The organism is Thalassospira sp. MCCC 1A02898, from assembly GCF_001618185.1.
GTDB classification, from domain to species: Bacteria; Pseudomonadota; Alphaproteobacteria; order Rhodospirillales; family Thalassospiraceae; genus Thalassospira; species Thalassospira tepidiphila.
In genome coordinates, this window is the sequence record NZ_LPXK01000011.1 from 277533 (window position 1) to 296408 (window position 18876).

Annotated in this window: 18 protein-coding genes and 1 tRNA gene; 9 read left to right on the forward strand and 10 right to left on the reverse strand. The window is 49.7% G+C overall.

Annotated features, from left to right (window positions below; translation table 11 throughout):
• The first annotated feature begins 12 nt into the window (after positions 1 to 12).
• Positions 13 to 1434 carry a surface carbohydrate biosynthesis protein gene (locus tag AUQ41_RS12275; protein WP_063088675.1) on the forward strand — a complete coding sequence of 474 codons (1422 nt, stop codon included), beginning with the start codon at positions 13 to 15 and terminating at the stop codon, positions 1432 to 1434.
• Entirely contained in the window at positions 1434 to 2729 is a 1296-nt protein-coding gene (locus tag AUQ41_RS12280; RefSeq protein WP_063088676.1) for a hypothetical protein, read from the forward strand. Before AUQ41_RS12275 ends, AUQ41_RS12280 begins: the two co-directional genes overlap by 1 nt.
• Before the next feature lie 9 nt (positions 2730 to 2738).
• On the opposite strand, the gene AUQ41_RS12285 is transcribed toward AUQ41_RS12280, so the two are convergent.
• Positions 2739 to 4352 (reverse strand): ABC transporter ATP-binding protein, encoded by a 1614-nt coding sequence (locus AUQ41_RS12285; RefSeq protein ID WP_168173382.1) that lies wholly within the window; start codon positions 4350 to 4352, stop codon positions 2739 to 2741.
• A 353-nt stretch (positions 4353 to 4705) separates the two neighbouring features.
• Between AUQ41_RS12285 and AUQ41_RS12290 the strand changes: the two genes are divergently transcribed.
• Positions 4706 to 5380 carry a TylF/MycF/NovP-related O-methyltransferase gene (locus AUQ41_RS12290; protein ID WP_168173381.1) on the forward strand — a complete coding sequence of 225 codons (675 nt, stop codon included), beginning with the start codon at positions 4706 to 4708 and terminating at the stop codon, positions 5378 to 5380.
• A 28-nt stretch (positions 5381 to 5408) separates the two neighbouring features.
• Here the strand turns inward: AUQ41_RS12290 and AUQ41_RS12295 are convergent, their stop codons facing one another.
• The 6 genes from AUQ41_RS12295 to AUQ41_RS12320 form a co-directional block, all read right to left on the reverse strand.
• A complete protein-coding gene (locus AUQ41_RS12295) occupies positions 5409 to 6407 on the reverse strand; it encodes a class I SAM-dependent methyltransferase (protein WP_063088679.1) in 999 nt (332 codons plus the stop codon).
• A gap of 2 nt (positions 6408 to 6409) precedes the next feature.
• On the reverse strand, positions 6410 to 7477 hold the full coding sequence (locus tag AUQ41_RS12300) for a nucleotidyltransferase family protein (RefSeq protein WP_198155634.1): 1068 nt from the start codon (positions 7475 to 7477) through the stop codon (positions 6410 to 6412).
• Between the two features lie 20 nt (positions 7478 to 7497).
• Positions 7498 to 9414 carry an alcohol dehydrogenase catalytic domain-containing protein gene (locus AUQ41_RS12305; protein ID WP_063088680.1) on the reverse strand — a complete coding sequence of 639 codons (1917 nt, stop codon included), beginning with the start codon at positions 9412 to 9414 and terminating at the stop codon, positions 7498 to 7500.
• A 9-nt stretch (positions 9415 to 9423) separates the two neighbouring features.
• Positions 9424 to 10365 (reverse strand): phosphoglycerate dehydrogenase, encoded by a 942-nt coding sequence (locus tag AUQ41_RS12310; RefSeq protein ID WP_063088681.1) that lies wholly within the window; start codon positions 10363 to 10365, stop codon positions 9424 to 9426.
• Between the two features lie 8 nt (positions 10366 to 10373).
• Positions 10374 to 11144 (reverse strand): 3-deoxy-manno-octulosonate cytidylyltransferase, encoded by a 771-nt coding sequence (locus AUQ41_RS12315; RefSeq protein WP_063088682.1) that lies wholly within the window; start codon positions 11142 to 11144, stop codon positions 10374 to 10376.
• Between the two features lie 170 nt (positions 11145 to 11314).
• Positions 11315 to 11404: transfer RNA gene (locus AUQ41_RS12320), tRNA-Ser, on the reverse strand.
• 315 nt (positions 11405 to 11719) lie between these two features.
• On the opposite strand from AUQ41_RS12320, the gene rplU reads away from it, so the two are divergent.
• The 4 genes from rplU to proB all read left to right on the forward strand — a co-directional run bounded on the left by rplU (position 11720) and on the right by proB (position 14653).
• The gene (gene rplU / locus AUQ41_RS12325; RefSeq protein ID WP_008889408.1) at positions 11720 to 12031 is read left to right on the forward strand and encodes a 50S ribosomal protein L21; all 312 of its coding nucleotides are present in this window, start codon (positions 11720 to 11722) and stop codon (positions 12029 to 12031) included.
• Positions 12032 to 12066: 35 nt separating this feature from the next.
• Positions 12067 to 12327, forward strand: coding sequence for a 50S ribosomal protein L27 (gene rpmA, locus AUQ41_RS12330; RefSeq protein ID WP_008889409.1), 261 nt, complete (start codon positions 12067 to 12069; stop codon positions 12325 to 12327).
• Between the two features lie 167 nt (positions 12328 to 12494).
• Entirely contained in the window at positions 12495 to 13532 is a 1038-nt protein-coding gene (gene obgE / locus AUQ41_RS12335; RefSeq protein WP_063088683.1) for a GTPase ObgE, read from the forward strand.
• Positions 13529 to 14653 (forward strand): glutamate 5-kinase, encoded by a 1125-nt coding sequence (gene proB / locus AUQ41_RS12340; RefSeq protein WP_063088684.1) that lies wholly within the window; start codon positions 13529 to 13531, stop codon positions 14651 to 14653. The genes obgE and proB overlap by 4 nt, the downstream gene beginning before the upstream one ends.
• A gap of 147 nt (positions 14654 to 14800) precedes the next feature.
• Here proB and AUQ41_RS12345 read toward each other — a convergent pair whose 3' ends face one another.
• The 3 genes from AUQ41_RS12345 to phaR all read right to left on the reverse strand — a co-directional run bounded on the left by AUQ41_RS12345 (position 14801) and on the right by phaR (position 16621).
• A complete protein-coding gene (locus tag AUQ41_RS12345) occupies positions 14801 to 15196 on the reverse strand; it encodes a helix-turn-helix domain-containing protein (RefSeq protein WP_062956477.1) in 396 nt (131 codons plus the stop codon).
• Between the two features lie 168 nt (positions 15197 to 15364).
• Entirely contained in the window at positions 15365 to 15721 is a 357-nt protein-coding gene (locus AUQ41_RS12350; RefSeq protein ID WP_008889413.1) for a hypothetical protein, read from the reverse strand.
• A 282-nt stretch (positions 15722 to 16003) separates the two neighbouring features.
• Positions 16004 to 16621 carry a polyhydroxyalkanoate synthesis repressor PhaR gene (gene phaR / locus AUQ41_RS12355; protein ID WP_008889414.1) on the reverse strand — a complete coding sequence of 206 codons (618 nt, stop codon included), beginning with the start codon at positions 16619 to 16621 and terminating at the stop codon, positions 16004 to 16006.
• Between the two features lie 339 nt (positions 16622 to 16960).
• Here phaR and AUQ41_RS12360 point away from each other — a divergent pair, with 339 nt between their 5' ends.
• Positions 16961 to 17785 carry a hypothetical protein gene (locus AUQ41_RS12360; protein ID WP_063088685.1) on the forward strand — a complete coding sequence of 275 codons (825 nt, stop codon included), beginning with the start codon at positions 16961 to 16963 and terminating at the stop codon, positions 17783 to 17785.
• Positions 17682 to 18869, forward strand: a complete 1188-nt coding sequence (locus AUQ41_RS12365; protein WP_081579273.1) for an alpha/beta fold hydrolase — start codon at positions 17682 to 17684, stop codon at positions 18867 to 18869. Before AUQ41_RS12360 ends, AUQ41_RS12365 begins: the two co-directional genes overlap by 104 nt.
• Positions 18870 to 18876 lie beyond the last annotated feature (7 nt).

Here is an 18876-nt window from a genome sequence, read left to right on the forward strand (position 1 = left end):
CAAACGGTTATAATGCGCGATAAATTTTTGTATATTCCTATGGAGCTCGTCGTCAGAGAGCTTGACGGGAAAGCTCTACTTGCTGCTGTTTGCGCATCGCGTGGATGGAATGTATTCGTTGGCCAAAAACGTGCATTGATGGCGCGATGCAAGTCCCTTCCTCAAGGGGTGTTTCTGGTCAAAAGTGCGACCCCGAATGAATTCAATCAATTGAAATTGATTTTTGACGCAGGCCATCGAATTTGTGTGTTGGATGAAGAGGGGCTTGTGGATCAGGTCTCTTCATTTGAGAGCCAGCTCAGATACAACTCAGACACCCTATCTATCGTAGACAAGATGTTGTTTTGGGGAGAAATGCAATGCAATGCCTTTTCCAAGGCCCTCCCCGAGTTTGAGAGTAAAGCAGTACTCACAGGTAGCCCACGCTCTGATTTTTGGGTGGACTATGCTCGCGCTGTTTATGGCAAGGCGATAAAAGATCATCAAAGGGATTTTGGAGACTATATATTTGTTCCATCGAGTTTTGGTGGTGCAGCACATCGGATGGGGACCGAGTACGGCGTTGGTCTGACTTTTGAAATGGCGGGTAAGGGCATTTCGTCGCATATGACACGCTTGTTGCAAGCACAAGGAGAGCTGCTGCGTATTACGTTTAACGAGTATTACCAATTCCTTCCTGAGCTTGCCCAACAATTCCCTGAGACAAGTTTTGTCGTAAGACCACACCCATCAGAGACACATGAAATGTGGAAACGGTTGGAGCAAGCGCACGCTAATATTCATGTCGTGTACAACGGAAGTGTGACGTCGTGGATATTAGGTTCTCGCGCTATGCTCCACTTTAGAAGCACTACGAGCGTAGAGGGGTATCTGCTTGGAGTGCCTGTACTGACCTACGAACCTAGGGTCCCAGAGTACTTGGATATTGCAGATTTAGAACTGCCTGCGGCGGTATCTTTACGCGCCGAAAACCGGCGAGAGTTCACTACATTAGTATTAGAAGCGATTAGCACGCAGGAATACAGAAAAAAAGAAGGCGCAGATGAGGTTCTGAAACCCTGGATCTATTCGGATTGTAATGGAAGTGCTTCGACAAGAATTGAAAAAGTGTTTTCAGCAATCGCTCCAGAACCGACAAGGGGGCTGGAAGGCTGCAAGATCGAATTCAAAGAGCGAATCAAAAGGTTTTTGAATGGGATGCTTTTACTCATGAACGAGCATCAAGTGTTCCGAAGGGTAATGCCGATGTCTCTAAGATATCGTGCCATTGCGGAGGACTATGGACGCCACAAGGAAATGGGGTTGGATATCAGCTTGGTAAATAGAACTGTTGATGAGTATGTTGCGGGCGAAGGTTTACCAAAGGGCTGTGTCAAAACAGAGCTGTTTTGTGAAGGGGTCTTGAGACTTGAGTGTGATGAGAGACTTTTGTAATGACTGAAATCCAAAATAAACGTCGGCGCAAAGCGGTCTTTCTAAACCGTGCTTATAACGATATGGACATGCAGGCTTCAGTTATCGTTGCCTTGGCAGAGCGCGGATATTCAGACATTCATGTTATTGGACTTATAGCTGATGGGCATGTCTCAGAACCATATCATCACGAGCTAACTGATTTCCTCAAGAAGAACTATAAAGTCCGTTTCTCCAGAATTACTGAACTCGAGAATTGTCCCCGAATATTGAGGCTATCGTCTGCGGTTTTGTCGCGAATAAGAAAAGTTAGAAAAATTTCTTCTGTTCTTGATGTGGCTCTTAAGCCGGCAGATCTGATTGTCCGAACTATCATGAGGTCATCTTTTGATAGTATGGGGAGTTGGGTCAACAAGGTAGTTGATGCTATTTCGGACGGTATCGTCCTTACCGACGAGATTGTTTTTCAAGAGGGGCGATCACCAATTGTTGATAAGTTGGTGGAGATATCGAAATCTCGCTACATCCCAATCTACGCGATCAAGACGGGGCATCACATATACTATGTCTCAAATCCGGCTAAAGTAGACACGAGTAACATCAAACTTCGTGAAGTTGCTGTCCGCTTCTTTAACGTATCCGGTCCCATTGACGAAATGTTTGAGCGGCAGGCTCTGCCGAGCGTCAATGTTGTCAGGTTTGGAAATCCCCGAATGAATGCGGTTTGGGTGAAGAAGCTCTCTGATATTCTAGTTGATGTTTCGGATCGACGCTTGGTACGACTTCCAAGAGTAGTCCACGTATCCATTATGTTGTCTAAGATTAACTACGGTGTCGATATTGACTTACTAAAAAAATGCCTAACAAAATTAGCATTCATGAACGATGTTGAGTTGGCTATCAAGCCTCATACCAGAGGGATGAAGTTTGACTTTATGAGTATCGCAGAGCTTCCGGGTGTTCACTTGGTTCCTGATGTGCCATCAACAGAGTTAATTGATTGGAGTGACCTTGTCTTGTTCTCTGGTTCGTCAATTGCGTTCCACGTGTTGCTTAAAGATAAGGTGGCTGGATACTTGGCATTTTTGCAGGAGTTCGATACCGTTTTTGACCATGGGAATGCGTGGTCGATTCTGAATAGCCTATCCGACCTGGAAGAGCTAATTGTGCAAATGCGTTCGGGTTGTGCACGAGTTAACAGTGAAGATGCTGGAGAGTTCTTTGCGCAAGAACTGTACGGGGATAGTCGAGATCCGGATGTTGCCGGCCGGATAGCTCAGGCTATTGTCCGTGACGTTTCTGCGCCGACGGGCTAGATAGCGGATCTAGGTGCGAGATATCTCCCCCATATCTAGGACGCTGTCAGCATATGGTTCTATCTCTGTACTATGGCTAATAGCAATCACGGTCATCTGTTTCTTTAGGGCCGTCATAGAATTGAAAATCATTTCTTGACTGCTAGGGTCCAGTGCACTGGTCGGTTCGTCCAATATTAGATAGTTGGGTCGGAAATAGAGGGCTCGGGCAAGGGCGATCCTTTGCCGTTGACCACCAGAGATGTTGTTCCCGCCCTCTTCGAGCATAAAGTTTAGTCCATCTTCAAGAGACGCGACAAAATCGTCCAAGTGACTCAGTGTCAGGCAATTATTAAGGTGCTCATCGTTCTCGAATGTAGGCCCATCTTGGACGATGTTTTCGCGAACTGATCCCTTAAACAAAAATGGGAATTGGTCTACATACCCGATCTGCCGCCGCCATTGGTATATGTCGATTTGCGCCAAGGGAGTGCCGCTGACTTTGACTTCACCTTGCGTCGGTTGAAGCAGTCCGCAAATAATGTCAATTACAGAAGTCTTCCCTTTCCCCGATTCACCTTTTAATAAGGTAATCTGATTCTTTGGAAAGGTAAAATTTAGCCCGGTGAAAATTTCCTTTTCTCCGAAGCAAAGACCAATGTTTTTAAGTCGAATGTCTTGGGGGGTTTCAAATGTTATTGAATGCCCCTTTGTGTGGACTTCTTTTTCTTCTTCCGCTTTTCGAGTGATGTTAAGTATCGACCAAAGTGCAGATTCTTGACCAAGGTATTTCTGAATATCTGCTTGAAGTGTATTCATCGACGACATTAGGCGGTAGTATATCGCAAGAATGAAAATAATTTCGCTTGGGTCTAGTTGAAGTAAGACTTTAAAAGATATTAGGCAGAATAATACGGATCCGACCAGTACGGGATCTTGAATGTTTCTTAGAGTCTGTCCAACGAGAATGCCAGTTCTATGTGCTTCGTATAATTTTTCAGAGGAGTTTTTGATCTTCTTGCATATAAACTCCTCTCGTGCACTTGCTTTTGCCGCTTTTATACCTCTTATTGCTTCTCCCATATTTTTAGATAAAGCATGCATATGAACTGTGGTGTCGTGACCTGCTTCGCGGGTTCTTGAAAGGGTGCCACGTACCAGAAGTGTTAAAAGAGCTATTGTGACAAAAGAAAGCAGAGTTGCAGGAACCGAGAGCCATAGTGCGTATAGGACATAGAGCGCAACCTGCATACCGCTTGAAACTGTCCGTGCTGCTGAGATATAGGCTTGCGCCGAGCGAATTGAATCATTGGTTAGAACAGACAGGTTCTCGCCAAGTGACTTCGAATGAATAAATGTAATTTTTGATCTAACAACAGCGTCCACAAACGAAATACGAAGCTTGTTTGAAAAACTCGCAATATGCTTAGCTATAATGTAATAAGAAAGATGGTTGACTATCGACTTGAGAACAAAGCAACCTAAAATAAAAGCAGCGGTCTGATATACAGAGTAAGACTGCGCAATTTGTATTGTTCTTCCGATGATGCCGTCCTGAATTTGGGTGTCCATATCCAGCATCGCGGCTAGTACCGGAAACATTGCTGAAATTCCGATGGCTTCCAAAGCTGTGGCGAGTGTCAAGCAAGATATAACCGTAAATGTTGCACCCCGATTATCTCGAACAACCAAGGAAATCATTTTAATCGAACTACTAAAAGAGGCCATTTTTTTCGCAGACTGTTCGAATTTGAATGTTGTACATCATGCAGTTGCTTTTAGTGAAACGGTCAGATTAGTCAAATGTTGAATTCGAGACAGAGTTTTTGGAATGAGTGTGCCTTTTGGATCCAGAGAATGATGTCAGGTTGATAAGGGAGTGTTTTAACCACAGTTTCGGTCAGCATTCGTAATCGGGGCTCCGATTAAGTGTTGAAACTTCTCTGTAAATGCATAATGTGACGCTCCCAACTTCAGAGTACGAGGTAAGCGAAGCGATGTATCGGTTCATTCGAAATAAAATTGAAAACCAGATTGAAGGGATCGTCAGACGTTCCATCCTCGATTGGCCTTTGTCGTTTGGCGTCGAAACTGCGGTTATGAATAACGTGGTTGGTGACTATCATGAATTCGGTGTCTTCAGGGGGCGATCGTTCAGTAAAGTTGCCAACCTGTTTCAAAAACATACTCGTCATGAGTTGTTTTCTGAAATGAAGTTCTGGGCGTACGATTCATTCGCGGGATTGCCTGAAACAGCAGACTCGTATGCACCATCACATTTTGAGAAGGGCGCTTTTTCGGCCTCTCGCGAATTGTTCCATAAAAATGTGACAAATGATGGGGTGGCGTCTGATCAGATCGGAGTCGTAGAGGGATTCTATGACGAGAGTTTGACTGAGGATCTTGCCAAAGAAGTGTTTTCACACCGTAAAGTCGCAATGACTTACATTGACTGCGACATTTATGAGTCTGCAGTGCCAATCTTTAATTATTTGCAGCATGGGTTGCAGGTCGGTTCGGTGATTGTAATTGACGATTGGGTTCGCCATCATTGTCACCCCATGCACGGAATACAGCGCGCATGGAATGAATGGCTCCAAAAAACGCCAAATGTAAAGGTGACCAAAGTGGCTTTGTCTAAGCGTATAATGTTTGTCGTCCATCAAGTTTAATAGGACTCGCTCAGCACATCATTCGCAATCAACGTTGGCATATTGCCCACACGTGGGAACTCATCTTGTTTTCGGCCAAAAATTGCTGAAAAGCGTCGAGCGTGGCAGGGTTTCGAGAAAACAGAAATCTTTCGAACCGCGATTGGGGGGTGTAGCTTTTACGTGCTATTGCGCGTGATACGATTTCTACGTCCAGTCTACCAGGGGTTACTACGGTCACTTTTGAGAAACCTGCGTTGAGAAACAGCTCTTTTATACCTTCTGCCGACATAAAGTTCAAATGATGCGGAGGCATAATGCTTCTTGAGTTCTCCCACATTATCTGAATATCAAATCCGTCAACCCCCAAGCCAGTTATGATTGCTGTGCCCTCTGGGGCAACTAACCCAAAAACTGCTGTCGCGAATGCTTTTGGGTTTTGAACGTGCTCAATCACCTCAAAGCAAGTAACAATATCCCCTTTTGGGCCGATGCCCTTGTATGTATTTTCGACAACGCCTTTTTTTACTTGTATGTTTAGCTTCTCGCATTCCTTCGCAGCTTGATCGCCCGGTTCGATTGCAATTAAAGATGCTTTTGGGTGCTCGTTTTTCCATTCCGATAGAAATGATCCACTTCCTGCTCCGATATCGATTATCGTATGGTCTTGATTAGCTTTCTCAAACGTCAATTCGGATATTCTTTCGACATTTGGTCGAACGATCGACTTTCTGCGCGAAGAAAGTGTTTTCTTTATTACATTATCTGCCCAGTACGCTGCAGATGCGGAAGATGAATAGTAGTTTCCGAGGTCTTCGAGCGATGGCCTTGGACTGACAAATAGGGACCTGCAATTGGCACATTCCACATACTGAAAACTGTGTTTTTTAAACCATGAGTCCTTTTCGTCTGATCCGCATGCAGGACATGGAATCTCAATAAAGTTTTCTTTGTTAAAAAAATTCTCTGCATCCTCAATGCACAGCTCTAAAAATTTCTCGAAAATATCGTCTGGTCTAATACTGTTTTCGTCGATTGTGCGATTCATTATTAACTCTCGGATCCAAATAAAAGTTCAAATTCGGTTTGCGCCTTTTCCAAATCTTTGAATTGACCAATATCAAGCCAGTATTCGTGCATCGGGAAAACTACAGTCCGTTTATCTTGTTTTAGGAGTAATTCAAACAATTGTGGCATGTCAAAATAGGTGTTCTTCGGAATTAATTCCAAGGCGTCTGGCGACACGACATAAATACCTGAATTGACGAGATATTTGGTAGAGGGTTTCTCAACAATTTGAGTCAAATACGAGTTTTCTGTTTTCAGTACGCCATACGGCACCTGTTGTTGATATTCTCGTCCACATATTGTTGCCTCCGCTTGATGCTCGTTATGAAACTGCAACAGATGATCAAAATTGACAGTTGTTAGCAAGTCGCCATTCATCACAATAACGGGGGCATCTGGTCGTTCTGGGAGTAAGCTTAAAGCGCCAGCTGTGCCGAGACGTTTGTTTTCGTGCAAGTATCTGATATCGGCACCGAAGTCTGTACCGTCTTCAAAATGCTTCTCAACAATGTCTGCCTTATAGTTTACAGAGAGGAAAAATTTTCTGTAACCTTGGGCGACAAAATTTCGGATAATACTCTCCAGTAATGGTCTGCCGCCCACCGGTAGCATTGGTTTTGGCACATCGTGTGTTAGTGGGCGCAGCCTTGTGCCAAGTCCGCCAGCCATTATGACAACCCAAGTATTGTTTGGTTCAGGTTGTTCGAGCAGGTCATCAATAGATGAAATTGAGACGATGCAACCGTCATCATCAATGACGGGTATCTGGTGGACTTTGTCAGTTTTCATCAAGTCTAGCACAAACCATTTTTGCCAATTGTCATGCTTGACATGAACTGGATTGGTTTTCATCACTTTCTCAACAGGGTCGCTCAAGCTAATGCCTTGCAAGAGGCCACGCCTGATGTCGCCGTCAGTAACACTGCCTGTTAGCTTATTATTTTCTGCCGTAACAAAGGCAACTTGCTTTCCGCCTGCGTCGATGGCCTTTATGGCATCCATCACAGTCGCTGTTTTGGAGATCAATAAGCTTGTGAAGTCTTTTTTCACTAGAGACGTACCTTACTTGTTCAAGATACTCGCAAGATTGTCTTCAAGGCAGTGCCTGTGCGATGCGCTTGCCAGGCGTTCTTGAAGTCTTGCAATTCGAACTCATGCTCTAGGCAGTGTTCCAAGGGTAGTTTACTGATAAGCTCAATCGCCTCCGTCAGATGCGATCTGTCATATCCAACCGATCCGACAAGAGTTTTATCAAACATCATGACATTTGAAATAGAAAATGAGTGCCGGGCGTAAGGCAGTCCAATCAAAAGAATGCTGCAACCAGGTTTAGTCTTACGTATTATTTTCTCTAGAACTTCGCCGTCACCCGTCACCTCGATTACAGTACCACAAGAAATCAGGATATCTGGATCGTCAGTTGTTGTGACTAACGGAGATAACGGCTTTAGGCGGGATGGGTTTTTGTCTATAACCTGTACCTTATGCCCTCGGTGTTGCAAGGTTAAGGAAATAAGTTGTCCGAGCAAACCTGCTCCATATACCCCGAAAACGTCGGACGAAGACGGTTTGTTAACTCGAATATTTTCAATCTTGGATAGTCCCTTGATCGCAACGGCCAATGGTTCAATAAGCGTGGCAAGTTTTAAATCGACATTGTCCGGGAGTTTGTGGACCTGATGCCCTGGTAAAATCAGGTACTCGGAGTATGCTCCTTGTTCTGATGTTACTCCAATATCATTCAGTTTCGCGCAACCGTTCGAGTGGCCGTCTATGCATTGAGCGCATTCGCCGCATTGTTGTAAATTCTCTGCGATTACAGGTTCACCGACGGCCAAGTGCTTTACATTTTGGCCCATTGCCGCCACTGTTGCTGAGAATTCTCTTCCTGGGGTCTTGGGGTAGCAATCATAGTGCTGGCCGTTGTATTCGAAGGTTCCATCGAACATTTCTATATCAGTTGAGCTAACGCCAGCGTAGGCTACTCGAAGTAGGACTTCTCCAGGTTTCGGTGTTCTGACTTCTACATCCTCAACGCTTGCCAATCCCGGCTCGGCAATAATGACCGTTTTGCCAGTTTTGTCGAAGAAGTAAAACTGTCGGATGTTCTGACTTTTGATTTCTTCGGAGCTAAGGATGCCTTGAACCGTTCCTAATGCTTTGAGGTAGCGGAAACGTGCTATCTCTTTTAGCTCCGTAAACCATGCTCGTCTGCGAACTTCCTTTGGAGGATTGAAGATTTGGCAAATGACATCTTTGAAAAACCAGTAGCTTTCTCTGGAAACAACGTTCGGGATGTGTGCTTTGCCGGAAAGTCCCATCACGCGTGCGGCTACAGCTTCTCGGAAGTAGCGCCTATGAACTTGCGGCCAGCTTTCCTCATGAATGTGGTGAATTATAGCTTCAGGTTCGTAAACCACCCTGTAGCCGCGTTCCATCCAATACTTGGCAAACTCGGCATCTTCTAGGCCGGGGAGCTCTTCATCGAACGGGTGATCTTGCCAGAGATCCCTGCGAACGGCTGAGTTTGCGTTGTTTGCAAAAAAGTGAGGGGGCTTTAGGTCTTCCTTACGTGTATGAAATACTCGATAGAAGTCCGTGGCCTCGCCGAACTTAGATGTTTCCCAACCTATTTGGCGCCCATAAGACATTGCAACACTCTCGCTTCGCAATGGTGCAACAAGTCTTTCGAGCCAATCCCTTCCCACGGGTTTAGTATGGGCAGAGACCATCACGAGGTACTTTCCTGACGCCGCGGCCCCTCCTACGTTCAAAGCGTACCCGAAGGTGAAGTCATGTTTCTTTATTTCTATGAGCTTGTGTGCCCTCGGTGCTGCGATTTTGCAGGTATTATCTGTCGATCCAGAGTCGACTATTATAGTTTCGAAATTTTGGCGTTCTTGGTTGCTAAGTGCCTCCAATAATAGCGGAAGGTACTTTTCCTCATTGTAGGTCCGGATGATGACAGATATTTCGGGGTGAGCCATTTCTGAAGCTTACCGATACTTGTTCAGCACATTCAGCATGTTTTGTATTGTGCTGTCATGTACTCGTGCCCAAGCTTTCGGGCTTGAATTTGAGTTGTGTGGCGCCATCATGACGCGTTCAAACTTTCTTAGCTCACTTGTTTGAGGAAGCGGTTCGTCTTCAAATACATCAAGGCCAACACCGTAAAGTTTTCCTTTCTCAAGTGTTCTGACCAAAGCTGCCTGATCAATTATTGGCCCGCGGGAAGTGTTTACAAGGACAGCTTCCGGCTTCATCCAATCAAAACGCTCATCATTCATCAGGTGATATGAACTCTCTGTAAGATCCGGGTTGAGGCTTACAAAATCACTCTCTGATAGAAGGGTTTTTAGATCGACCATCTCCAAGCCCACTTCATTGATAAACTCTTCATCAATGGCGGCAATATCATATCCGATCAGTTTGGCTCCAAAAGCTTTTGCTCTTCTCAGTACGGCCTTGCCGCAGTTGCCAACGCCGATTACCCCAAATGTACTCTCATTCATGGCGCGGCCGTTAATCTTTTCCCAGCGCCCCGCTCGCATCTCGGAGTTCATCTTTCCGATGTTCCTCGAAAAATTGAGCGCATAAGCAAGAACTGTGTCTGCTACCGGTTCAGAGAACGCATTTGGCGTACGCACTACTTCTACACCAAACTCTGCGGCAATCTCTTTGTTCAAAGAGTCAATGCCGGTCCCCCATTTCGACAATACCTTGAGGTTTTTAGCGGCCTCAAAAACCTTTCTTGTAAACCTATCATCTCCACACATTACAGCATCGATGTCATGGATGATCGGAAGAAGGTCTTCCTCTTCCAAGCGTTCGTGTACTTGAGGTATTAAAAGTGAGAGCCCTTGACTTTCGAGGTAAGGTCTGAAGTCTTCAATAAAAGGAAGTAGATAAGGGGCCGATACAAGAACTTTGAAATTCATCTTAACTCTCAGGTTTTAATTATGTGCTGAAGCGTTTCTGGGACAAACGGGTCCTTTTCCATCAATGGAATGACACGTTCCAGATCTTCTTTCGTGTCTACAGCGTAGCTCGATTGATTTGTTTGTATCATTCGAACAGGAATGCCGTGTTCGAGGAAACGCATCATATCAACCGACTCAGCAATCTCTCCGGGTGTAGGAGAAAGCCTTGCGTACTTGGCGAGGGCTTCGCGTCGGAACGGTATGATGCACACTTGTTTATATGCCGATATACTGTGAAAGCCTGATAGCCCGGAATATGGGATTGCTTGTCTGGAAAAACAAAGTGCATCGCCATTTTGTGCGATGACGGTTTTAATACAGTTTCGATTCAGGAACTCTTCTTCTGTTTCAATTTTCTTTGCAAGGTTTACACAAGCGATTGATGGATCTGCTAGCATCGGTTTGACTGCTGCAGTTACCATTTCCGGTAGGATCATCGGTTCATCGCCTTGAACAAGCACAGCGATATCGCATTCTACTCTCTGGATAGCTTCAGCAATCCTGTCGGAAGCGCGCTCATGTTTGTCGGACGTCATTACATACTTGCCGCCAAAGGCGGTCACTTCGTCGGCAATTTCTTGGTCGCAAGTCGCAACATAGGTCTCGTCAACCAGCGGGCACATGTCTGTGCGCCGGTAACAATGCTCGATCATTGTTCTGCCGAGTATTCTGGCAAGCGGTTTTCCTGGGAAGCGTGAGGAGTTCATTCGCGCAGGAACAAATCCAACGACCTTCATGCTGCATGTCCTTGATTAGAGTGTTGATAATTGCTCGAAGCTTATAGCGTCGTTGCAATCCTCATGCAATATGATGGGTTGAGTTCAAGGCGAGCGATGTCCATATTTCGCCATCACTAATATCATGTGATGTTTTATGCCAATGGTAGTTCAATGTAGTAGGGGGGGGATGGCGGAGAGGGTGGGATTCGAACCCACGGTACTATTGCTAGTACAACGGTTTTCGAGACCGCCCCGTTCGACCACTCCGGCACCTCTCCGCATGTGTGGTCTTGGCGTTCGAGGCGGTGTTTACCGGGATGAGCGCCAGATTGCAAGAGGGAAATCTCAAATTTCACGGACTCTTTTGTACGGGCTTTTGGGCCGCGCTGTTTGCCCCGGTTCGAAAGGCGTGTGGGTTCGCGCAAATCTGCGGCTTTGCCATGCCGGCCCAAGCGGCGTAAAAGGTCACTCTGTGGTTGACTCTTTGGGGCAAAAGCGGTAATTCACCCGTTCTTCGCAGCGGTTCGGTATCTGTTAGCAGCGGCACCGAGCTGCGCGTTTGTGTTTCCAGAATGTTTTTCAGGAACTTTTAGATGTACGCAATCATCAAAACTGGTGGCAAACAGTATAAAGTTGCCGCCAACGACGTTATCAAAGTCGAAAAGATCGCTGCCCAGGCCGGTGACACCGTGAAACTTGAAGAAGTTCTCATGGTTGCTGGCGACGGTGCGCCGAAGGTTGGTGCTCCGTTGGTCAAAGGTGCTTCTGTTACCGCAGAAGTTCTCGAGCAGGCCAAGGGCGACAAGGTGATCGTTTTCAAGAAAAAGCGCCGGCATAACTACCGTCGTAAAAATGGTCATCGCCAGAACCTGACTGTTCTGCGCATCAAGGACATCAAAGCCTGATCTATCAGGTTGAGATGCAGTTTTAGGAGAGTTTCATGGCTCATAAGAAAGCTGGTGGTAGTTCGCGCAACGGTCGTGACTCCGAAGGTCGCCGTCTCGGCGTTAAAAAATTCGGTGGTCAGGCAGTTGTTGCAGGCAACATTCTCGTTCGTCAGCGTGGCACCAAGTTCCATGCCGGTGACAATGTTGGCCTCGCCAAAGACCACACCCTGTTTGCGACTGTGAACGGTTCTGTCCAGTTCAAGTCGGGCTTCAAGGGTCGTACCTACGTAACCGTCGTTCCGGCCGAGGCGTAAGCCTCCCGTCGGCTGCGCGATACGTAGCAAGATTTTCGAGGGAGGAATGAGCAATCATTCCTCCCTTGTTTTATGTGATATAGAATTTCGGACCCCGTCGCTGCGCGTCCCTCGCGCACCGGGGAGCCAATATAAAGTGATAAACGGGTGCGCCCGAAGGACCGGTTATGAAGTTTCTCGATGAAGCCAAGATTTATGTGCGCAGTGGCCGCGGCGGTGCCGGTTCGGTCAGCTTCCGCCGTGAAAAATATATCGAGTATGGCGGGCCGGACGGCGGCGATGGCGGCCGCGGTGGCGACATCATCCTCGAGGCGGTCGAGAACCTCAACACCCTGATCGATTTCCGCTATCAGCAGCACTTCAAGGCCGAAGTCGGCATGCATGGCATGGGCCGGCAGCGTACTGGCCGTTCCGGTAAATCCATCACGATTAAGGTCCCGGTCGGAACGCAGGTTCTGGCCGAAGATCGTGAAACCCTGATTGTCGATATGATCGAGCCGGGCCAGACCTATATGCTGTGCCGGGGTGGCGATGGTGGTCGTGGCAACACGCATTTCAAATCCTCGACCAACCAGGCACCGCGTCGTGCCGAAGAAGGCTGGCCGGCAGAAGAAATGTGGGTGTGGCTGCGCCTGAAGCTGATCGCCGATGCTGGTCTTGTCGGCCTGCCGAATGCCGGTAAATCGACCTTCCTTGCCGCATCCTCGCATGCACGTCCGAAAATTGCCGATTATCCCTTCACCACCCTGCATCCGCAGTTGGGCGTGGTGAACATTGATGATCATGAATTTGTTCTGGCCGATATTCCCGGCCTGATCGAAGGCGCATCCGAAGGCAAGGGCATCGGTACTCGTTTCCTTGGCCATATCGAACGCTGCGAAGTTCTGGTCCACCTGATTGATTGCGCCGAAGAAGATCCGGTCGCGACCTATAAGACGGTGCGTGAAGAGCTTGAAGGCTACGCCGAAGAACTCGTCGAAAAGCCCGAAATCGTCGTCCTGTCGAAGGCCGATCAGCTCCTGCCCGAAATGGTCGAGGAGCAGCGCCAGATCCTTGAAAAGGGCATCGGCAAAAAGGTCTATATCGTGTCCGGCGTGACCCAGCAGGGGCTTAAGGAAATCCATCGCGAAATTCGCGCCTATATCGAAGGCGAGCGTGAACGCCGTGCGCGGGAAGGCCGCGAAGAAGAGGGCTTCCAGCCGTGACAAGCAATGCCCTGGCGGATGCAAAGCGCCTGATCATCAAGGTGGGCTCGGCCCTGCTGGTCGATGAAAATACCGGCAAGCTGCGTCGCGCCTGGCTTGAAGCATTGGCCGATGACATCGCCCTTCTGCGTGAACGCGGGGTCGAGGTGATTGTGGTCTCCAGTGGTGCGATTGCTCTTGGCCGTCGATTGCTTGGGCTTGATCACCGCACGATCAGTCTGGCCGACAAGCAGGCCGCCGCCGCCACCGGACAAATCAGCCTGTCACAGGTCTGGCAGGAGGCGCTTGGCCGCAATGGCCTGACCATGGCACAGGTGCTGGTCACACTTGAGGACATGGAAGGCCGTCGTCGCTACCTCAATGCCCGCGGGACGCTGAATGCCCTGCTTGGCCGTGGCGCCATTCCGCTGATCAATGAAAACGATACCGTCGCGACCGAGGAAATCCGCTTCGGCGATAATGATCGTCTGGGTGCCAAGGTTGCGCACATGATTTCGGCCGATACGCTGGTTCTGCTGTCTGACATCGATGGTCTTTATACCGCCGATCCGCGCAAGAACCCGGATGCAGAACTGATCCCCGAGGTCCGCGAACTGACGCAAGAGATTTTCAACATGGCCGGTGTCGCGCCGACCATGTACAGCTCCGGCGGGATGGTGACCAAACTTCAGGCCGCCGAAATCGCCATGAAGGCCGGGTGTCGCATGATCATTGCGCGTGGCACCATCTATCATCCGCTGAAAGCCCAGCTTGAAGGCGCCCCCAATACCGTCTTCCTGCCAAGCGAAAGTCCTTTGGCCGCACGTCGTCACTGGATTGCAACCTCGCTCAAGGCGTCAGGAGCCATCATTGTCGATGCCGGGGCGGCCAAGGCGCTGGCGGCTGGCAAAAACCTTCTGGCGGCGGGAATAACCGGCGTCGATGGCCGGTTCAAGCATGGCGATGCTGTGCGGGTACTGGGGCCTGACGGGGCGCAGATCGCGCGCGGCATCACATCTTATGGCGCGGAAGAAACCCGGCTTCTGATGGGCCATGCATCGGCCGACATCGAAGTCACCCTAGGCTTTACGCGCGGCAACGCCATCATTCATTCCGATGATCTCGTGCTGGTCGAGGCCTAGGCGCAAACCCCGCACACTTCCAGCAGACCCAAAGGGGACGTTCGCGTCCCTTTTTTTGCATCTGCGAACCGGTCATAAAAAAGGCTGGCCTCCGGAATACAGAGGACAGCCTTTTTTGCGGTGGCACTATGGTCCGGATATGCGGACTTAAGCAGCCTGATCGGCAAGGGCACGTGCCATCTGGCTCAGTGCTTCCTGATGCTTCTCGTGCTTGATGCTTGCGAAGTTACGCGCAAGTTCCAGGCACATACGCTGACGCGCATTGAGCTCGGTTTCCTGATTGCCTTCCAGGCCTTCATAGAAATAGCTTACCGGAACGCCCAGGACCTGGGAGATCTCATAAAGGCGACCAGCAGAGATGCGGTTAATGCCGCGCTCGTATTTGTGAGCCTGCTGATAGGTAACGCCAATCAGATCCGCCATTTGCTGCTGGGAAAGACCCAGCATGATGCGACGTTCGCGGATGCGCTGACCAACATAACGGTCAGTGTCTGTGGCGCGGTTTGCGCGTTTCGGTTCTTCGTTTTGAGCATTCTCAGTCATTTTATAATCCGTTATCAACCGCCAGTTATTATTCCCCACTTCGGATGCTGTCGGGTTCGTTGTTTTTCCCGATATGTCACACCCATCGCGGCACCTTTCAGGCACTGCGATTTTGATGACCTGTACCTGAACATTGGTCAGATAATCATTACAGCTTTCCGCCAGAAGCTAGCTATATAGGTCAATCGAGCTGTCTTTGTCTAGTGCAGAAGGCGAAAAAAAGACGTTCGTTTCTACGCTGTCTGGTTTGTGATGAAGCGCATAGCTGGCATGCGCAGACTGAATGACCGGCGGTTGCAAAAGGTTTTCCTGAGGTAGGATCTGACCCAGAAGCTGGGTCCAGAATGCTGCACTGCCCACAAGATCATGGGGTTGCAGCCACGCGCCACCACCCTGCGCAATTTTTTCAACAGGTGAAAATTGCGTCAGTTGCTCGATCCCGATCCCGGCAGGACCATCGGTTCCACTGCTCGCAGTTTCGGTCCTGCGGGCCGGGAGCATGGAAATCGGAGTGATCGCGGTCATGTGTTTTTCGGTTTATTGGGTCATTGTTGCCTGTGTATTTCGGGACTCCGTGGGTTTTGGTGCGTGGTCATGGCATTGACCCGGCAAAAATTGCCGCCTTTCGGCGGTGCCGGGCGTTCTGAAAGTGTTAACGAAAAATTTATGCAGGATTGGTGCCGGACGGCTTGGGCATGCTGCGGGCATTGTTTGCCGCCCGATCTGATGCGGGCATGAAAAAAGGCGAAGTGCGCTATGGCAGCTTCGCCTTTTTGATCTCAGTGCCCGGGATGCGGGCCGGGGGCCTTATTTGCCGGATTTGCCACCGGCAAGATTGTTAAGCTGCGCCTGCATGGCTTCAAGCTGGCTTTTCAGCTCATCAAGCGACGCATCTGATTTCGCAGCGCCGGGGGCTGTCGGCTTTTTCGGGCCTTCGCCGGTCGGCTCACCGTTTTCATCCTGCATGAAGGGCGAGAACATCTTCATCGTCTGTTCAAACAGTGCGATGTTCTGTTTGTTCATTTCCTCAAACTGGCCAAACGGGAACATGCCCTGCATGGTGCCCTGCATATATTCGCGCATCTGTTCCTGATTATGGCCAAAGGCGCGCATTGCCTGTTCAAGGTAGCTCGGCACCAGCCCCTGAAGGCTGTCGCCATAAAAACCGATCAATTGGCGCAGGAAGCTGATCGGCAGAAGGTTCTGCCCCTTGTTTTCTTCCTCGACAATAATCTGGGTAAGGACCGGACGGGTGATGTCTTCACCCGATTTCGCGTCATAGACAACAAAGTCGGTATTGTCTTTGACCATCTGCGAAAGGTGATCAAGCGTCACATAGGAACTGGTCGCCGTGTTATAGAGGCGGCGGTTTGCATATTTCTTGATAACGATGCGGTCCTGATCATCTGATTTCTTGTTGGTCATGGCGTCTTTCCTGCTTCCCTGTTTCCCGGACGTATGTCTGGCGAACCTTCTGGTGGTGTCGTTCCACCTGCTTTGCGCCCCGGCAATTCACATTGTTGCGTTTACGATGTTGCGCAGCATTTTCGATTTTGCATTCGCTCAGAAGACTGTGAGAGTGCCGCGAATTTTCCAATGTGTCCAGTATTCAACGCGAAGTGCAGTGCGAAAAACAACTTTGGATACCGTTTGTTGCGCCACAGCACGGGAATTCGTTTTCCCGCGACCCTCAACCTCCTATAGTGGTCGCCAACAGATGTGCGTCGCATCTGGACAATACTGGGAACAATAAGGGTATCGCCGATGGCCAAGGCTACGAACGACCCCGACCAATCACAAACCACAGGGTCTTCGTCATCAGACGCCGATGACGAACGGCTAGACCAACTTGCCCGGCAGTTTCTTGAACTCTGGCGCCAACAGGTCGCCGCAACGGCTGATGGCGCCCATGCCGCCAGTGCTATCGGGCGTCTTTACGCATCCCTTGGTGCAGATACCACCCGTATGGGCGAAGGCTTTGAAGCGTGGGGCAAGCTGATCGGTCAAATGGCGATGGGCCAACACCCTGCCGCCGGGCCCGGAAATCCAATCAATAACCCGATGGGCGATGCCATGGCAGCCGCCAATCCGTTGCAGGCGATGATGGATCAGATGGCCAAGGCCGCACGCGAACTACCGGCATCCCCGTTTGCGGGCATGCCGTTTGCGCCCGATATGTCGGCGATGGCCGGTATGGCCGGGATGACGCCCAAACCAAACACGGCAAAAGCTAAACCGGATGCCGCAGATACTGCTGATAGTGCTGCTGGTGATGCGGATGAACAGACATCCGATAAAGACAGCGCGCAGACATCCGCCGCCGATGAAGCCAACAAGACTTCCAAAACCAAACGTGCTGCAAAAAATGCTGCAAAGGGGCAGGGGAAGAATGATCAGTCCGCCAAAACAAAAACCGCTTCCGCCAAAACGCGAAAATCAGAGGCGGGCGGGGCCAAGACCGCTTCCGATGCATCTGGCAGTCGAGATGACGAGCTGGCTCAGCTCGCGCGCCGCATTGCCGATCTTTCTGAAACAATTGCTGCCCTGGAAGCCGGAACTGAAGGATCAGGCGGAAAGTCTTCTGGCTGAGCTTGAGGCCTATCACCCCGATGATGTCGCACAGGCGCTTGATCGGGTCGCCTTTGATCGCCATGCCGGGTTCCATGACGGGGTGCGGGCCTATCAACGCCATCCCTATCGCCGCCCGCGCGATCAGGACCGAAAAGATATCCCGACCGTCTGGGAAGAGGGATCGACGCGGGTGTATGACTATGGCGCGACTTCTGACAACAAGGCGGCGAAAACCGGCGAAGTCGTCCTGCTTGTGCCGTCGCTGGTCAATCGCGGCTATATTCTTGATCTCAATGAAAAGCGAAGCTTTGCGCGCTATCTCGCCAAATGCGGCTATCGCCCGCTTCTGGTCGAGTGGGGCTATCCCGGCATGGATGAAGCCAATTTTGGCCTGGATGATTATGTCGCTGGCCGTCTGGTCACCATCCTTCAGGACGTCGCCGATATCAATGGCGGGCCGGTGCCGGTGGTGGGCTATTGCATGGGCGGGGTTGTTGCCCTTGCGGCGACACTTCTCGATCCGGCACAGGTGTCAAAGCTTGTCCTGCTGGCAACCCCGTGGGACTTCATGGCCGCGGGTCCCACCCAGTCACGCATTGCTGCGGCCTTTGCGCCCTCTTTGCCGCAAATGCTGGCGATCCATGACACGCTTCCGGTCGATGTGCTGCAAAGCCTGTTTGCCAGCCTCGATCCCTTCATGATGGGCGAGAAATTCCGGCGTTTTCAGGCCATGGCAATGGATTCAACCAAGGCACAGGATTTTGTCGCCCTCGAAGATTGGCTGAATGATGGTGTGCCTTTGCCGCGCCGGGTCGCGGTTGATTGCCTGATTGGCTGGTATGTTGAAAACCGCCCGGCCAAGGGCCAGTGGCAGATTGACGGCATTGATATCAACCCTGCGGATTTGTCCTGTCCGGTGCTGGCCGTGATCCCGGAAAATGACCGCATCGTCCCGCCCGAAAGCGCGCAGGCGCTCTTTGATGCCTGCCCCGAAGATCTCCGCACCGAACTTCATCCCTCTGCCGGGCATATCGGCATGATGGTCGGATCACGTGCGGAAAAATCCACATGGAAGCCGGTGGTCGACTGGCTTGCGGGCTAATCCGAAA